We start from the raw sequence: 16,982 nt of genomic DNA, 5'->3' as shown, positions 1-16,982 counted from the left end.
GCCAGCCCAGGCACCGCAGATGGCAGGTCAGGCCCTTTCGCGGGTAAACCCGCTCCCACAGGGATTCGCTACAGCACGCAGGAAGCGCATGTCGCAATCAGACCAGCTTGTGCTCCATCGCGTACTTCACCAGCTCAGCCAGCGAGTTCACTTTCAGCTTCTGCATCAGGCGCGCCTTGTGGGTGCTGATGGTCTTGCTCGACAGCGCCAACTGCTGGGCGATGTCGTTGACGTTGGCGCCCTGGGCCAGGCGTTCGAACACCGAAAACTCTCGCTCCGACAGTAGCGTGTGCAACGGCCGCGACTCGGTCAGGCCCACCTCGAAGACCATGCGGTCGGCCAGCGCCGGGTCGATATAGCGCCCGCCAGCGGCAACCCGGCGAATCGCGGTCAGCAACAACGCTGGGTCGCTGTCCTTGGTGGCATAACCCGCCGCTCCGGCCTTCAGCGCCCGCGCCGCCATCTGCGCTTCATCGTGCATCGACAGCATCAGGATCGCCGGGGCGTCCTGCAACGCGCGGATTCGCGGAATCGCCTCCAGACCATTCACGCCCGGCATCGAGATATCCAGCAGTACCACCTCGCACGGGGTGTGGCGCAAGGTCTCCAGCAACTGCTCGCCGTTACCGGCCTCCCCCGCCACCTGCATGTCCTTGGCCAGGCCAATCAACTGCTTGATGCCCTCACGGACAATGGTGTGGTCTTCGGCCACCAGCACTCGAATCACGATCGCTCTCCTACTCCAACGGTATGGCCACGCTCAGGCTGGTGCCTTCGCCCGGTTCACTGTCCAGCGCCATGCTGCCGCCCAGCATCAGCACCCGCTCACGTACCCCTACCAGGCCGAACGATGTGGGCCGAGGCTGGTCGCGGCAAAAGCCCTGGCCGTCATCGCTGACGGTCATGCGCAATTGCCCGTGCTCACGCACCAGTTCGATCTCCACGCTATGCGCCTGGGCATGGCGCATCACGTTGGTCAGCGCCTCCTGGAGGATACGGAACAGCCCGATGGCCTTGGCATCGCTCAATGCTGGCAGATTATCCGGTACTTGCACCAGGCAGGGGATCTGCGTGCGTGCTTCAAAGCGCCGCGCCTGCCATTCAATGGCCGAGGCGATGCCGGCATCGAGAATCGGAGGACGCAAGGCAGTGGCTACGTCGCGCACCAGCTGGAACAGCTGGGCGATCAGGCGCTTCATGCTGGCCAGCCGCTCGTTCAGCCCCGGGTCCAGCTCGGCGAAGGCCAGCTCGCACATCGACACTTCCAGCTTGAGCACGGTCAGCATCTGCCCCAGTTCATCGTGCACTTCTCGGGCGATGCGGGCTTTTTCTTCCTCACGCACGCTTTCCAGGTGGGCCGACAGTTCGCGCAGCTGCTCCTGGGACCTGGCCAGCGCCAACTCGGCCCGCTTGCCCTGCGTGATGTCCCAAACCACACCGTCCCATACCACCTGGCCGTTACCCAGGCGCCGGGTACTGGCTTTGATGTCGGCCCAGCGCTGTTCACCCTGGCGAGTGAGGATGCGCCCCTGCCAGGACCAGTCCTGATCGCTGGCCAGGGCCAGGTCCTGCACCCGGTGGTAATCGGCACGGTCCTCAGGGTGCACCAGGTTGCGCAGGCCCATCTGCGGGTCCTGGATCTCACTGGGCGAATAGCCCACCAAGGCCTCGCTGCCTTCGCTGATGTAGGGGAATTCCAGGTCGCCCTCGGCCGGGTCGCGCTCCAGGCGGAACACCAGCCCCGGCACGTTGCCGGCAATGCCCTTGAGCCGCGCCTCGCTTTCGCGCAGGGCCGCCAGGGCGCGGTAGCGCTCGGTGACATCGGCGAGGTACACCACCAGGTACTCGGAGTCACGAAAGCGCAGAAAACTCAGCGACAGCTCGACCGGCAACAGGCTGTGGTCAGCCCGGCGGCACTGCGTCTCGAACTGACCAACACCGCCCGCCCCGGTACGTGCGCCCTTCCACAGCTCCAGCCAGCGATCCATGGTCAGGCTGGGTTCAAAGTCGCTCAGCGGCCGCTCCAGCAGTGCGCCTTCGCCGTAGCCCAGCATGCGCTCGGCGGCATGGTTGGCGTAGCGTACGTGGCTGTCCCAGTTGACCCAGAGGATGCCCACCGTGCTCTGGTCGATGGCAAACTGACTCAGGCGCAACGCTTCTTCGCGCACTTGCCGCTCCACAAGACTTTCCCGCGTGGCCAGCAGGCTGCGCTCCAACTGGCGCTGTTGCCGACGCTGCCACACCAGGGTGGCCAGCGCACACAACAGCAGCAAGCCGAACAGCAGTGCCAGGTTCTTCCAGAACCCTGTCGACTCGCTCAGGCGTGGGTACTTTGGCTGCAGCCAACGCTGGTGCAGTTGCTCCAGTTCCTTGGCCGGCAGCGCCTGCAGGCCGCGCTCCAGCACATCGGCCAGCAGCGGCCAGTCGCGCCGCGAACCGATGCGCAACAGTTGTGGCAGGCCGATATCGCCGACCACAGCCAGCTCGCCGAACTCGCTTTCGCGCGACAGGCGGCTGAGCTGAGCTTCATCCAGCACGGCGAAACTGGCCTGGCCGCCCACCACCAATTGCAGGGCCTCGCGCTCGTTGGGCACCCCTTGCAGGTTGAGGTTGCTGTAGTTACCGCGCAGGTAGTCCGCCAGCTGGCTGGGCATGCGCACCGCCACCCGCTGCTCGGCTCCGAGCGTTTCCAGCTCCACGGCCATCGTCCCGGTGCGCGGCCCAACCACCAGTTGCGGCACGCGCATGTAAGGGTCGCTGAACAGCCACAAACGCAAGCTGGCAGGGGTCTGGGTAAGCCCCGGGGCAAAGTCGATTTCGCCGGCCTGCAGGGCATGCTCGAGGCTGGCCTGGTCGGCGAAGTTGCGCCAGGTAAGGTCCAGCCGCAGCGCCTGCGCCAGGCTGCTCACCAGTTCCACGTTGGCCCCGTACAGCTGCTGCAGGCGCCGGTCGAACTGAGCGTAAGGCGCCTGCAACACCAGGCCGACACGCAGACTGCGGTGTGTATCCAGCCATTGCTGCTGGGCCGGTTCCAGGGCAACCGTGGGCACCGATTCGGGCCTGGCCAATGCAATCAAGGGCAGCCAAAAGCAGCCGATAACCATCAGGCGACGCACTCGCTTCATCTACACGCTCGTCTTGGCAAAGCGGCCATGCAGCATGGCCGTCACGGGCAAATACCATTAGGCTGCCGGTATCATTCTGGCCCCGGGTTGACTCATGTCCACACTTTATCGCACGACGCTGGCAATGTGCTGCCTGGCCTCGATCCTTCCACTCGGCGCCCTGGCCGCCGATGCCGAAAAACCATCTACCACCACCGAGGCACCCGTTGCCCAAGCCCCTCGCCCGCCGCTGCTGGAACGCAGCCAGGAGGATGCCCAGGCACTTGAACGGCTGGTGCCCAAGGCCGAACAGCAGACCCTTCAGGCCGGTGCCGACAGCTTCCTGGCCTTGTGGAAACCGGCCAACGACAGCGATCCACAGGGCGCGGTCATCATCGTCCCGGGGGCTGGCGAAACGGCTGACTGGCCGAATGCGGTCGGCCCGCTGCGGCAGAAGTTCCCCGATATCGGCTGGCACAGCCTGAGCATCAGCCTGCCCGACCTGCTCGCCGACAGCCCGCAGGCGCGGGTCGAGGCCAAGCCGGCTGCCGAGCCGCAGTCAGACAAGGGCGAAAGCGCCCCGGCCAAGGACGTACCAGCCGATGCCAATGCCAACGTCGCCCAGGCTACCGCAGCCGATGCCGACACCGCAGAGAGCACTGACGCCAAACAGGCCAGCGAACAAACCGACCCAGCCGATGCCGAGCGCATTTTCGCCCGCCTGGATGCTGCGGTGGCCTTTGCCCAGCAGCACAACGCCCGCAGCATCGTGCTGATCGGCCATGGCAGCGGCGCATATTGGGCGGCCCGCTACCTGAGCGAGAAACGGCCACCACAGGTGCAGAAACTGGTAATGGTTGCCGCGCAGACTCCAGCACGGGTGGAGCATGACCTGGAAAGCCTGGCGCCAACCTTGAAAGTGCCGACTGCCGACATCTACTACGCCACCCGCAGCAGTGACCGCAATGCAGCCGCACAGCGCCTGCAGGCCAGCAAGCGGCAGAAGGACAGCCAGTACCGGCAGTTGTCGCTGATTGCCATGCCGGGGAACAAGGCGGCCGAGCAGGAGCAACTGTTCCGCCGGGTGCGGGGGTGGATGAGTCCGCAGGGGTAAGGTTTGCCATGATGGCCCTGTCGCCGGCATGCCAGCTCCCATAGGTACGCCACAGTGTTCAGGGTCAGTGCAATACCTGTGGGAGCCGGCTTGCCGGCGATAGGGCCATCAAAGCCCGCGCCGCTTGCGGATCATGGCATAAGCCTGATGCAGCTCCCGGGTCCGTTCAGTCGCTTCACGCACCTGCGACTCACTGGCACCAGTACCCGCCAACTTGTCCGGGTGATGCCGACTGACCAGTCGACGATACGCCTGCTTGACCTTGTCGCCATCGGTATCCGCCTCGACCGCCAGCAAGCGCAACGCCGCCGCATAGGTCATGGCGACCCCTTCCGGCCCCGCCGCCTTGCGTGGCTCGTACTCCAGCGACATGGCCTGCACCTGCCGCCGGCTCAGGCCCAGTTTCTGCCCCCAGTCCAGCAGCAGTTCACGCTCCTTGTTGCCCATCTTGCCGTCAGCCCAGACCATGCGCCAACAGGCACGCAGGGTACCTTCGGCCGCATGCGGCTGCTGGCGAATGCGCCGCAGGTGCCCACCCAGCCGGTCCTTGCCCGCCTTGCCGCGGTTGAACGCAGCAATCGCACGCAGCCGAGCCGCTTCGGCCAGATCCAGGCGCACCATCTCCTGGCGTGCCTGCTGAATATGCTGCTCGCCCACCCGGCCATCGCACTTGGCCAGGCGCCCGAGCATCACGAACAGCAATTCGTCGTCCTGCAACGCCGGGCGCCCGCCCAAGCGTTCACGCATGTCCTCCCAGCCTTGCAAACGCAGGCGGCGGTCCATGGCCTGGCCGAGCAACGCGCCGAGCAAGGCCCCGGGGATGCTGGCAACGGCAAAGCCGGCACCGGCACCAATCACCGTGCTTGGCCACCACATGTCAGGCACGCTCGCCGATCAGGCGCTCGGCCTCGGCCAAGCGTTCGAGCGTACCGACATCAACCCAGTGCCCATGGTAGTGCTCGCCACTGACCTGGCCCGCAGCCATGGCCTGACGCAGCAACGGCGCCAGCTTGAAGGCGCCAGGCTGGCAGCCTTCGAACAGCGCCGGGTGCAGCACCGAAAGGCCACTGAAGGTCAGCGTGCCGGGCGCATCGTCACCATCGACCACCCGCTCGCCCACCAGGCGGAAGTCGCCGCGGCCGTGATGGCCTGGGTTGTCGACCAGCACCAGGTGAGCCAGGCCTTGCAGGGGAGCCTGCAGGCGCGCGAAGTCGTAGTCGGTCCAGACATCGCCGTTCACCAACAGGAACGGCGCGTCACCCAGCAATGGCAGGGCCTTGAAGATGCCACCGCCGGTTTCCAGCGGCTCTCCTTCGGGCGAATAGCGGATGCTCAGGCCGAAACGGCTGCCGTCACCCAGGTGGTCCTCGATCTGCTGGCCGAGCCAGGCATGGTTGATCACCACCTCGGTGACACCCGCCGCAGCCAGGGCCCGCAGGTGATACTCGATCAGTGGCTGGCCGGCGACCGGGACCAGCGGCTTGGGGGTGTGCAGGGTCAGCGGGCGCATGCGCTCGCCTTTGCCCGCTGCCAATATCATTGCCTTCATGCACGCGCTCCGGCCTGCAACTCGGCAATCAGCTCACCCAGCTCCGCCAATTCGGGCCGGCGGCTGATCACTTCTTTTATATAGGCGAAGAAGCGCGGCACGTCGCCCAGGTAACGGGGTTTGCCGTCGCGGTGGCAGATACGGGCGAAGATGCCGATCACCTTCAGGTGGCGCTGCACACCCATCAGGTCGCTGGCACGCTGGAACGCCTCGAAGTCGGCCTGCACCGGGATGCCGGCAGCCTGCGCCTTCTGCCAGTAGTCGCGCAGCCAGCCTTCGACCCGAGCCTGCGGCCAACTGAGGAAGGCGTCCTTGAACAGGCAGGTGATGTCGTAGGTGACCGGGCCATACACGGCATCCTGGAAGTCCAGCACACCGGGGTTGGGCGTGCTCTGCATGAGGTTGCGCGGCATGTAGTCGCGGTGCACCAGCACCTTGGGCTGGGCCAATGCGCTGTCGATCAGCAGCTGGCTGATTCGTTGCCAAGTGGCTTTCTGGGCATCGCTGAAGGCCAGGCCAAGCTCACGACCCACGTACCACTCCGGGAACAACTCGACTTCACGGCGCAACAGCGCATCGTCGTAGCTGGGCAACGGCGCGTCCATCGGCAGGCGCTGGAACGCCAGCAGCGCGTCGACGGCATCGGCGAACAGGCCGTCGGCGTTGTCCGCATCAATGATATCAAGGTATGTCTGATGGCCCAGGTCACCCAGCAGCAAGAAGCCACGTTCCAGGTCCTGGGCATGGATCAGCGGCACGTGCACGTCGGCACTGGCCAGCAGGTGGTCGATGGCGACGAACGGTCGGCAGTTTTCCTGTGGAGGTGGTGCATCCATGATCACGAAGCTGTGGCCGGCACCCTGCCAGCGGAAATAACGGCGGAAGCTGGCGTCGCTGCTGGCCGCGGTCAAGCTGCCTGCAGGCACGTCGCCCCAGGCGTTTTTCCGGAAAAGATCATTGAGCTGCTCATCGAGCCAGACCGTCAGTTGTTGCAGGCGTACATCGTGTTCAGGCATTACAAGGGTCTCCGACGGCCCTAGCCGTCAAGCGGGTCATGCTTTATTATCCAGCATCTTTTTCAGACCATCGAGAGGCGTGCGGCCCCACACGCGGGCAGATGGCACGCAGGAAGCCCGGACTAATAAGATGGCATTGAAATCCCCCGCGTTTCGTAGAAAGTTTCCGTTGCTGGTAACCGGCGGTCTGCTGGCCCTGCAACCTCTGGCCACGTCTTACGTGGTGGCAGCCGAACAGTTCGACTGCCAAGTGTCCGCCTCCGGTGGTTGGGACTGCAAGCCCAAGACCCCAACCAACAACCTGCCACCGCGCCCGGTGCACGAGGGTGCTGCAGTCAGCACCGGCACCGAAGCCGCGAGCGAAGGCGAAACCGCGGACCGGCCGATGCTGGTCACCGAGGCCAAGGGCCGTGGCCTGAAGTCGCGTAGCGAAGACTACAGCCACCTGGACTGGGTTCCGCGTGAAAAGCTCACTGCCGCACAGCTGGCCGAAACCGGCCCGTACTGCGGTGGCGCCTACATCGAGCCAACCCGCCCTGGCATGGCCGACACCACGCCGAAGGACGAGTCGCCGACCTACATCAACGCCAAGGTATCCAAGTACCAGCAAGAGCAGCAGATCGCTACCCTCGCCGGTGACGTGGTGATGCGCCAGGGCAGCATGCAGGCCGAGGCCGACGAGGCCAACCTCTACCAGACCGAAAACCGTGGCGAGCTCAAGGGCAACGTCAAGATCCGTGACAACGGTTCGCTGGTGGTCGGTGACGAGGCACAGATCCAGCTCGACACGGGCGAGGCCCAGGTCGACAACGCCGAATACGTGATGCACAAGTCGCACATCCGCGGCAGTGCCCTGTACGCCAAGCGTGGCGAGAACGCCATCATTCGTCTCAAGGACGGTACGTACACCACCTGCGAACCGGGCAGCAACGCCTGGCAGTTGAAGGGCAACAACATCACCCTGAACCCGGCCACCGGTTTCGGTACCGCGACCAACGTTACGCTGCGGGTCAAGGATTTCCCGGTGTTCTACACACCGTACATCTACTTCCCGATCGACGACCGTCGCCAGTCCGGCTTCCTGCCGCCATCGTTCAGCAGCACCAGCGATACCGGCTTCATGCTGGTCACGCCTTACTACTTCAACCTGGCGCCGAACTACGATGCCACGTTGTACCCGCGCTACATGACCAAGCGCGGCCTGCTGATGGAAGGCGAGTTCCGCTACCTGACGCCTTCCAGCGAAGGCCAGTTCGGTGGCGCGTACCTCAACGACAAGAACGACGACCGCAAAGACCAGACTGACTACAAAGAGCAGCGCTGGATGGTCAACTGGCAGCACAAGGGCGGGCTGGACGAGCGCCTGATGACCGAGGTGGACTACACCGACATCAGCGACCCGTTCTACTTCCAGGACCTGGAATCCGACCAGATCGGTATTGAAACCCAGGACCTGCTGAACCAGCAGGGTGCACTGACCTACCGTGGTGACAGCTACACCGCGCGGTTGAATGTGCATGCCTACGAAATGGCGACCATCTCGAAGATCACCCCGTATGATCGCCTGCCGCAGATTACCTTCAATGGCAAGCTGCCGTACGAGCCAGGTGGGCTCAATATTGCTTACGAAACCGAGGCAGTCCGTTTCGATCGTGACCTGAAAGACGACTTTGTATTGAACGAAGATGGCCTTCCCGACACTTCGGCGGGTGCGCCTGGTCGCCGCCTGGACCAGAACGTCAGCGGCATCGCCCGCGCCAACGGCAACCGTTTCAACGTCGCACCATCGATCAGCCTGCCGATGGAAGCCAGCTACGGCTTCCTGACCCCCAAGCTGAAGTATGCGTATACCCACTACGATCTGGACTTGGACAGCCAGGGTAAAACCCAGGCTATCGCGCAATCGGCCAACCCAGCGTACGGCAGCTACAACAGCTCGCTGAACCGCGACGTACCGATCTTCAGCGTGGACAGCGGCCTGTATTTCGACCGCAAAACTTCGCTGTTCGGCACCAACTACAAGCAAACCCTCGAACCGCGTATGTACTACCTCTACGTCCCGTACAAGGACCAGAAGGACATCCCGCTGTTCGACTCGGGTGAAACCCTGTTCAGCTACGATTCGCTATTCCGCGACAACCGCTTCAGCGGCACCGACCGCATTGGTGACGAGAACAAGCTGTCGCTGGGCGTGACCACCCGCTGGATCGAAGAAAACGGTTTCGAACGCCAGAACTTCAGCATCGGTCAGGCTTTCTATTTCAAGGACCGCAAAGTTCAGCTCCCTGGTATCGATTACCGTACCCGCAGCGACTCGCAGTCCGATGTATCTCCGTATGCGCTGGTGTACAACTACTTCTTCAACCGCGACTGGCGCTTCAATTCGGACTTCAACTGGGACCCGGACAGCCGCAGCACCCGCTCGGGCAGCGCGATGTTCCATTACCAGCCTGAAGACAATCCGAACAAAGTGGTCAACCTCGGTTATCGCTACCGTAACGACACCATCTCCTACGACTCCACGACCGGTACCTGGAAAGTGGGCGGTGGCGACTACGGCGTCCCAGGCAGCGAGAACTACATCAAGGACTACTACAAGATCCAGCAGCATGACTTCTCGGTCATCTGGCCGATCGTTCCGCAGTGGAGCGTCATCGCTCGCTGGCAGCATGACTACAACCGCAATCGCACCCTGGAAGCCATGGGCGGTTTCGAGTACGACAACTGCTGCTGGAAGCTGCGTCTGATCAACCGTTACTGGATCGACTACGACGACTTCAGCCAAGCCCTACCGGCGAACGAAAAAGGCGACCACGGCATCTTCCTTCAGATCGTCCTGAAAGGCCTCGGTGGTGTAGTCGGCAACAAGGTCGAGTCTTTCCTCGACCAAGGCATTCAAGGTTACCGTGAACGTGAAGACCAAGCTTATTGATCGACTGCGCCCGGCGTTGCTGGGCGTTGCATTGCTGAGTGGCGCGGTGCATGCCGCGGTGCAACCTCTTGATCGCGTGGTGGCCATCGTCGACAACGACGTGGTCATGCAAAGCCAGCTGGACCAGCGTGTCCGCGAGGTCCAGCAAACCATCGCCAAGCGCGGCGGCGGCATGCCGCCTGCCGGTGCGCTGGACCAGCAGGTACTGGAACGCCTGATCGTCGAGAACCTGCAGCTGCAGATCGGCGAGCGCTCCGGCATCCGCATCACCGACGAAGAACTGAACCAGGCCATGGGCACCATTGCCCAGCGCAACGGCATGTCGCTGGACCAGTTCCACGCCGCCCTGGCCCGTGACGGCATGTCGTTCGACGACGCCCGCGAGCAGGTCAAGCGCGAGATGATCATCAGCCGCGTGCGCCAGCGCCGCGTGGCCGAGCGTATCCAGGTCTCCGAGCAGGAAGTGAAGAACTTCCTCAACTCCGACCTTGGCAAGATGCAGATGTCGGAAGAGTACCGCCTGGCCAACATCCTGATCCCGACCCCGGAAGCGGCCAACTCGGAAGCCATCCAGGCCGCCGCGCGCCAGGTTGGCGATGTGTACCAGCAGCTCAAGCAGGGCGCGGACTTCGGCCAGATGGCCATTGCCCGCTCCGCCAGCGAAAACGCCCTGGAAGGCGGCGAGATGGGCTGGCGTAAAGCCGGCCAGCTGCCGCCAGACTTCGCCAAGATGCTCAGCAGCATGCCGGTTGGCGAAATTACCCAGCCTATCCGCATCCCCAACGGTTTCATCATCCTCAAGCTCGAGGAAAAGCGTGGCGGCAGCGAGAACGTGCTGCGTGACGAAGTGCACGTTCGCCACATCCTGATCAAGCCTAGCGAGATCCGCAGCGAGGCTGCTACCGAGCAACTGGCCGAGCGCCTGTACGAGCGCATCAAGAACGGCGAAGACTTCGGCGAGCTGGCCAAGAGCTTCTCGGAAGACCCGGGTTCGGCGCTCAACGGCGGCGACCTCAACTGGGTTGACCCGAACAGCCTGGTACCGGAGTTCCGCGAGCAGATGGCCAACGCCGCCCAAGGCGAAGTCACCCGTCCGTTCAAGACCCAGTACGGCTGGCATGTCCTGGAAGTGCTGGGCCGTCGCGCCACCGACAGCACCGAGCAGGCTCGTGAGCAGCAGGCCATGAACGTACTGCGCAACCGCAAGTACGACGAAGAGCTGCAGACCTGGCTGCGCCAGATCCGCGACGAGGCCTACGTTGAAATCAAGCTGCCTGGCGCTGACCAGGCCGCCCAGTGAAGCCCCTGCGCTTCGCCGTCACCCCCGGCGAGCCAGCCGGCATAGGCCCCGACCTGTGCCTGCTGCTCGCCGCAGACGCCCAGCCCCACCCCCTGATCGCCATCACCAGCCGTGACCTGCTCGCCGAGCGGGCCACGCAGCTGGGGCTGGCCGTCAACCTGCTGCCGGTAGCGCCGGGCCTATGGCCCGAGCAGCCGGCGCCAGCGGGTAGCCTTTACGTCTGGGATACCCCCCTGGCGGCCCCGGTGGTGCCGGGCCAGCTCGACAAGGCCAATGCCGCGTTCGTGCTGGAAACCCTGACCCGTGCCGGGCAAGGCTGCCTGGAAGGGCATTTCGCCGGGATGATCACCGCCCCTGTACACAAGGGCGTGATCAACGAAAGCGGTATCGCCTTCTCCGGGCATACCGAATTCCTTGCCGAGCTGACCCACACCGCGCAAGTGGTGATGATGCTGGCCACCCGTGGCCTGCGCGTGGCCCTGGTGACCACACACCTGCCGCTGCGCGACATTGCCGACGCCATCACTGCCGAGCGCGTCGAGCGTGTAACCCGTATCCTGCATGCCGACATGCGCGACAAGTTCGGCATTGCCAACCCGCGCATCCTGGTGTGCGGCCTCAACCCGCACGCGGGCGAGGGCGGCCACCTGGGCCGCGAGGAAATCGACATCATCGAGCCGACCCTGGCACGCCTGCGCACCGAAGGCATGGACCTGCGCGGGCCGCTGCCGGCCGATACCCTGTTTACCCCCAAATATCTGGAGCACTGCGACGCGGTGCTGGCGATGTACCACGACCAGGGCCTGCCTGTACTCAAGTACAAAGGCTTCGGCGCTGCAGTCAACGTGACCCTGGGCCTGCCGATCATCCGCACGTCGGTCGACCACGGCACCGCCCTGGACCTGGCCGGCACCGGCAAGGTCGACACCGGCAGCCTGCGCGTCGCGCTGGAAACCGCCTACCAGATGGCCGAGAACCGACCATGAACGAGCAATACCAACACCGGGCGCGCAAGCGCTTCGGCCAGAACTTCCTGCACGACGCCGGCATCATCGACCGCATCCTGCGTGCCATCAACGCCAAGGCCGGCGAACATCTGCTGGAAATCGGCCCCGGCCAGGGCGCCCTGACCGAAGGCCTGCTGGGCAGCGGGGCACAGCTGGACGTGGTGGAACTGGACAAGGACCTGGTGCCGATCCTGCAGCACAAGTTCGCCGGCCGCAGCAATTTCCGCCTGCACCAGGGCGACGCCCTGAAGTTCGACTTCAACCAGCTGGGCGTGCCACCGCGCAGCCTCAAGGTGGTGGGCAACCTGCCCTACAACATCTCCACCCCACTGATCTTCCACCTGCTCAGCCATGCCGGGCTGATCCGCGACATGCACTTCATGCTGCAGAAGGAAGTGGTCGAGCGCATGGCCGCCGGCCCTGGCGGTGGTGACTGGGGGCGTCTGTCGATCATGGTGCAGTACCACTGCCGGGTCGAGCACCTGTTCAACGTTGGCCCTGGCGCATTCAACCCGCCGCCGAAAGTGGACTCGGCCATCGTCCGCCTGGTGCCGCACGAAGTGCTGCCGTACCCGGCCAAGGACGCAAAGCTGCTGGAGCAGGTGGTACGCGAAGCCTTCAACCAGCGCCGCAAGACCCTGCGCAACACCATGAAAGGCCTGCTCGACAGCCCGGCCATCGAAGCTGCCGGCGTGGATGGCAGCCTGCGCCCTGAACAGCTGGACCTGGCCGCCTTCGTGCGCCTGGCTGACCAGTTGGCCGATCAGCAAGCCTGATATCGCCTGTACCGGCCTCTTCGCGGGCAAACCCGCTCCCACAGGTACTGCACAGCCCTCAAAATCTGCGTAGTACCTTGTAGGAGCAGCCTTGTGCTGCGAAGAAGGATTTTCTTCGACAGTAATGGCCTCTTCGCAGCACAAGGCTGCTCCTACAGGTCCTGTGCATACCTTGAAACCCATGCTCTCCAGGTAGGAGCGGGTTTACCCGCGAAAGGGCCGGGACAGACAACACAAATCCCCAAGCCTCTCACCGCTGGCCCTTCCCCCTCTCAATGGCCTAGACTGCATTATTGCGTCAGTTTGCCCAAGGCCCTTGCATGTCCGACCCTCGCTATAAAATCGACGTCAGCGTCGTGACCCGCTACCTCAAAGAACAATCCGACCCCGAAAACAGTCGTTTCGCTTTCGCCTACACCATCACCGTGCAGAACAATGGCTCGCTGAAGGCCAAGCTGCTGTCGCGCCACTGGCTGATCACCAACGGTGACGGCGAGGTCGAGGAAGTGCGTGGCGCCGGCGTGGTCGGCCAGCAGCCCAATATCGACCCGGGCCAGAGCCACACCTACAGCAGCGGCGCGGTCATCAGCACCCGCGTGGGCACCATGCAGGGCAGCTACCAGATGTTCGCCGAAGACGGCAAACGCTTCGATGCCGAGATCGCCCCCTTCCGCCTGGCGGTGCCCGGGGCGCTGCACTGATGGCTACCTACGCCGTCGGTGATCTGCAGGGCTGCCTGCAGCCACTCAAGTGCCTGCTCGAACGGGTCAATTTCAACCCCGCCGTCGACCGCCTGTGGCTGGTCGGCGACCTGGTCAACCGCGGCCCCGAGTCACTGGAAACCCTGCGCTTCCTTTATTCGATCCGCCAGTCGCTGGTGTGCGTGCTGGGCAACCATGACCTGCACCTGCTGGCCGCCTGGCATAACGTCGAACGCCTGAAGAAAAGCGACACCCTGCGCGAGATCATCGAAGCGCCTGACGCCGACCAGCTGTTCGACTGGCTGCGCCAGCAAAAGCTGCTGCATTACGACGAACCCCGCGGCATTGCGCTGGTTCACGCCGGCATTCCACCGCAATGGACCTTGGGCAAAGCCCTGGAGTTGGCCGCCGAGGTCGAGGAAGTGCTGCGCGACGACGAGCGCCTGAAACTGTACCTTGACGGCATGTACGGCAACGAGCCGAACAAGTGGAGCAAAAGCCTCACCGGCATCGAACGCCTGCGGGTCATCACCAACTGCCTCACGCGCATGCGCTTCTGCACCGCCGAGGGCAAGCTCGACCTCAAGAGCAAGGAAGGCCTGGATACCGCCCCCAAAGGCTACAAGCCCTGGTACGCACACAAAGGCCGCCGCTCGCGCCACGTGAAGATTATTTTCGGCCACTGGGCCGCCCTTCAGGGGCAGGTCAACGAGCCCGGCATCATCGCCCTGGACACCGGTTGCGTGTGGGGCGGTGCCATGACCCTGTACAACGTCGACAGCGGCGAATATCACCGCTGTGACTGCAGCGACGACGGCAACTTACGCCTCCCCGCCCAAACGCCTACACTGAACGATCAATCCTGAAGGAAGCCGTACCCATGAGCGAATTCAAGCGCATCCCTCCCGAACAGGCCCTGGCCCTTCGCGCGCAAGGTGCGGTAGTCGTCGACATTCGCGACCCGCAGGCCTATGCCGCCGGCCACATCACTGGCGCCAAGCATCTGGATAACCATTCTGTCGCCGAGTTCATCCGCAATGCCGACCTCGACGCCCCAACCCTGGTGGTGTGCTACCACGGCAATTCCAGCCAGAGCGCTGCGGCCTATCTGGTGAACCAGGGTTTCTCGGACGTATACAGTGTCGACGGCGGCTTTGAGCTGTGGCGCGCCACCTACCCGGCCGAAACCGCCCAGGGCACTGCTGAATAATTTTTTCATTTTTACTGCAGCCCGCGCCCCATGCGGGCTTGCGGCTTATCTGACGAACGGTCGTTCGCAACTTCTCCGCCCCTCGCCCTTGACCTTGCGGATAACCAACTATTCTTAAGCGCAGGCCATCCAGAAAAAGGGGAGAGCCGGTACACCGGCGTGCGGGTCATCGGTAGCGTTACAGGGTGTTCTGGGGGGTATACAGCAATCGGCAGCCCCGGTTGCATGCCAGCATCAGCTGACTGATCCGGCGTCGTCTCCACGTATCGAGCGAGGTGACGTCATGAGTATTTTTAGCCACTTCCAACAACGTTTCGAGTCTACGCGCCAGGAAGAACTCTCGCTGCAGGAGTACCTCGAGCTGTGCAAAGAGGATCGCAGTGCCTACGCATCGGCGGCCGAACGGCTGTTGCTGGCCATCGGTGAGCCGGAGCTGATCGACACCTCAACCAACTCCAGACTGTCGCGAATCTTCTCCAACAAGGTTATCCGCCGCTATCCGGCCTTTGCCGACTTCCATGGCATGGAAGAGTGCATCGACCAGATCGTGTCCTACTTCCGCCACGCCGCCCAAGGCCTGGAGGAGAAGAAACAGATCCTCTATCTGCTGGGCCCGGTGGGCGGCGGTAAGTCGTCGCTGGCCGAAAAACTCAAGCAGCTGATGGAAAAGGTACCGTTCTACGCTATCAAGGGCTCGCCGGTATTCGAGTCGCCATTGGGCCTGTTCAATGCCACCGAAGACGGGGCCATTCTCGAGGAAGAGTACGGCATCTCGCGGCGCTACCTGAACACCATCATGTCGCCTTGGGCCACCAAGCGCCTGCAGGAGTTCGGCGGCGACATCAGCAAGTTCAAGGTGGTGAAGCTGTACCCGTCGATCCTCAACCAGATCGCCATCGCCAAGACCGAACCTGGCGACGAGAACAACCAGGACATCTCGGCCCTGGTCGGCAAGGTCGATATCCGCAAGCTCGAGGAATTCCCGCAGAACGACGCCGACGCATATGCCTATTCGGGCGCGCTGTGCCGGGCCAACCAGGGCCTGATGGAATTCGTCGAGATGTTCAAGGCCCCGATCAAGGTCCTGCACCCGTTGCTTACCGCCACCCAGGAAGGCAACTACAACAGTACCGAAGGCCTCGGCGCCATCCCCTACTCCGGGATTCTGCTGGCCCACTCCAACGAATCGGAGTGGCACACCTTCCGTAACAACAAGAACAACGAGGCGTTCATCGACCGGATCTACATCGTCAAGGTGCCGTACTGCCTGCGCGTCAGCGACGAAATCAAGATCTACGACAAGCTGCTGATCAACAGCTCACTGGCCAAGGCGCACTGCGCGCCAGACACACTGAAGATGCTCGCCCAGTTCACCGTGCTGTCGCGCCTGAAAGAGCCGGAAAACTCCAACATCTACTCGAAGATGCGGGTGTACGACGGGGAGAACCTCAAGGACACCGATCCGAAGGCCAAGTCGATCCAGGAGTACCGCGATGCGGCCGGCGTCGACGAAGGCATGAACGGCCTGTCGACCCGCTTCGCGTTCAAGATCCTGTCCAAGGTGTTCAACTTCGATCCGCATGAAGTGGCCGCCAACCCGGTGCACCTGCTTTATGTGCTGGAGCAGCAGATCGAGCAGGAACAGTTCCCGGCCGAGGTGCGCGAACGCTACCTGCGCTACCTGAAGGAATACCTGGCCCCGCGCTATATCGAGTTCATTGGCAAGGAAATCCAGACCGCCTACCTGGAGTCCTACAGCGAATACGGCCAGAACATCTTCGACCGCTACGTGCTGTACGCAGACTTCTGGATCCAGGACCAGGAATACCGCGACCCGGAAACCGGCGAAATCCTCAACCGTATCGCCCTCAACGAAGAACTGGAGAAGATCGAGAAGCCGGCCGGCATCAGCAACCCGAAAGATTTCCGCAACGAAATCGTCAACTTCGTGCTGCGTGCCCGTGCCAACAACAACGGCAAGAACCCGAGCTGGCTGAGCTACGAAAAGCTGCGGGTGGTGATCGAGAAGAAAATGTTCTCCAACACCGAAGACCTGCTGCCGGTCATCAGCTTCAACGCCAAGGCAAGCAAGGAGGACCAACAGAAACACAACGACTTCGTCACGCGTATGGTGGAGCGTGGCTACACCGACAAACAGGTTCGTCTGCTGTCGGAATGGTACCTGCGGGTCAGGAAATCGCAATAAAGCGACAAGCTACCCACCGCGCGCCCAGGGCTGCCATGCCAGCCCTGGGCGGCGGCAGCTGCTTTGC

The 16,982-nt window shown here is 63.2% G+C and carries 14 protein-coding genes; 9 read left to right on the top strand and 5 right to left on the bottom strand.

Annotation, left to right across the window (positions count from 1 at the left end; all coding sequences use genetic code 11):
• Positions 1-97: 97 nt before the first annotated feature.
• The gene (locus tag WM94_RS08040) at positions 98-730 is read right to left on the bottom strand and encodes a response regulator transcription factor (RefSeq protein WP_169774891.1); all 633 of its coding nucleotides are present in this window, start codon (positions 728-730) and stop codon (positions 98-100) included.
• A 7-nt stretch (positions 731-737) separates the two neighbouring features.
• Positions 738-3,125, bottom strand: coding sequence for a PAS domain S-box protein (locus tag WM94_RS08035; RefSeq protein ID WP_061550908.1), 2,388 nt, complete (start codon positions 3,123-3,125; stop codon positions 738-740).
• A gap of 94 nt (positions 3,126-3,219) precedes the next feature.
• On the opposite strand from WM94_RS08035, the gene WM94_RS08030 reads away from it, so the two are divergent.
• A complete protein-coding gene (locus WM94_RS08030) occupies positions 3,220-4,218 on the top strand; it encodes an alpha/beta hydrolase family protein (protein ID WP_061550907.1) in 999 nt (332 codons plus the stop codon).
• A gap of 108 nt (positions 4,219-4,326) precedes the next feature.
• Here WM94_RS08030 and WM94_RS08025 read toward each other — a convergent pair whose 3' ends face one another.
• From WM94_RS08025 to WM94_RS08015, 3 genes are read right to left on the bottom strand one after another with little or no spacing between them, the layout of a single operon-like run.
• Positions 4,327-5,094, bottom strand: coding sequence for a TerB family tellurite resistance protein (locus WM94_RS08025; RefSeq protein ID WP_061550906.1), 768 nt, complete (start codon positions 5,092-5,094; stop codon positions 4,327-4,329).
• A 1-nt stretch (position 5,095) separates the two neighbouring features.
• Positions 5,096-5,767 (bottom strand): N-acetylmuramate alpha-1-phosphate uridylyltransferase MurU, encoded by a 672-nt coding sequence (gene murU, locus WM94_RS08020; RefSeq protein WP_023662470.1) that lies wholly within the window; start codon positions 5,765-5,767, stop codon positions 5,096-5,098.
• Positions 5,764-6,783, bottom strand: coding sequence for an aminoglycoside phosphotransferase family protein (locus WM94_RS08015; RefSeq protein ID WP_061550905.1), 1,020 nt, complete (start codon positions 6,781-6,783; stop codon positions 5,764-5,766). The genes murU and WM94_RS08015 overlap by 4 nt, the downstream gene beginning before the upstream one ends.
• A gap of 130 nt (positions 6,784-6,913) precedes the next feature.
• Between WM94_RS08015 and WM94_RS08010 the strand changes: the two genes are divergently transcribed.
• The 8 genes from WM94_RS08010 (at position 6,914) to WM94_RS07975 (ending at position 16,915) form a co-directional block, all read left to right on the top strand.
• Positions 6,914-9,715, top strand: coding sequence for an LPS-assembly protein LptD (locus WM94_RS08010; RefSeq protein WP_039613248.1), 2,802 nt, complete (start codon positions 6,914-6,916; stop codon positions 9,713-9,715).
• Positions 9,696-11,015 carry a peptidylprolyl isomerase gene (locus WM94_RS08005; RefSeq protein WP_061550904.1) on the top strand — a complete coding sequence of 440 codons (1,320 nt, stop codon included), beginning with the start codon at positions 9,696-9,698 and terminating at the stop codon, positions 11,013-11,015. Before WM94_RS08010 ends, WM94_RS08005 begins: the two co-directional genes overlap by 20 nt.
• On the top strand, positions 11,012-12,001 hold the full coding sequence (gene pdxA / locus WM94_RS08000) for a 4-hydroxythreonine-4-phosphate dehydrogenase PdxA (protein ID WP_038408583.1): 990 nt from the start codon (positions 11,012-11,014) through the stop codon (positions 11,999-12,001). The genes WM94_RS08005 and pdxA overlap by 4 nt, the downstream gene beginning before the upstream one ends.
• The gene (rsmA, locus tag WM94_RS07995) at positions 11,998-12,798 is read left to right on the top strand and encodes a 16S rRNA (adenine(1518)-N(6)/adenine(1519)-N(6))-dimethyltransferase RsmA (RefSeq protein WP_061550903.1); all 801 of its coding nucleotides are present in this window, start codon (positions 11,998-12,000) and stop codon (positions 12,796-12,798) included. Before pdxA ends, rsmA begins: the two co-directional genes overlap by 4 nt.
• Positions 12,799-13,118: 320 nt before the next feature.
• A complete protein-coding gene (gene apaG, locus WM94_RS07990; RefSeq protein WP_013970590.1) occupies positions 13,119-13,499 on the top strand; it encodes a Co2+/Mg2+ efflux protein ApaG in 381 nt (126 codons plus the stop codon).
• On the top strand, positions 13,499-14,365 hold the full coding sequence (locus tag WM94_RS07985; protein WP_061550902.1) for a symmetrical bis(5'-nucleosyl)-tetraphosphatase: 867 nt from the start codon (positions 13,499-13,501) through the stop codon (positions 14,363-14,365). The genes apaG and WM94_RS07985 overlap by 1 nt, the downstream gene beginning before the upstream one ends.
• A 14-nt stretch (positions 14,366-14,379) precedes the next feature.
• Complete coding sequence (gene glpE, locus WM94_RS07980) at positions 14,380-14,709, top strand: thiosulfate sulfurtransferase GlpE (protein WP_039613246.1); 330 nt, start codon at positions 14,380-14,382, stop codon at positions 14,707-14,709.
• Between the two features lie 283 nt (positions 14,710-14,992).
• Positions 14,993-16,915 carry a PrkA family serine protein kinase gene (locus WM94_RS07975; RefSeq protein ID WP_013970587.1) on the top strand — a complete coding sequence of 641 codons (1,923 nt, stop codon included), beginning with the start codon at positions 14,993-14,995 and terminating at the stop codon, positions 16,913-16,915.
• Positions 16,916-16,982 lie beyond the last annotated feature (67 nt).

The organism is Pseudomonas sp. ABFPK (genome assembly GCF_001586765.1).
Lineage (GTDB): Bacteria > Pseudomonadota > Gammaproteobacteria > Pseudomonadales > Pseudomonadaceae > Aquipseudomonas > Aquipseudomonas asiatica.
This window is presented reverse-complemented; position numbering and strand designations above follow the sequence as displayed.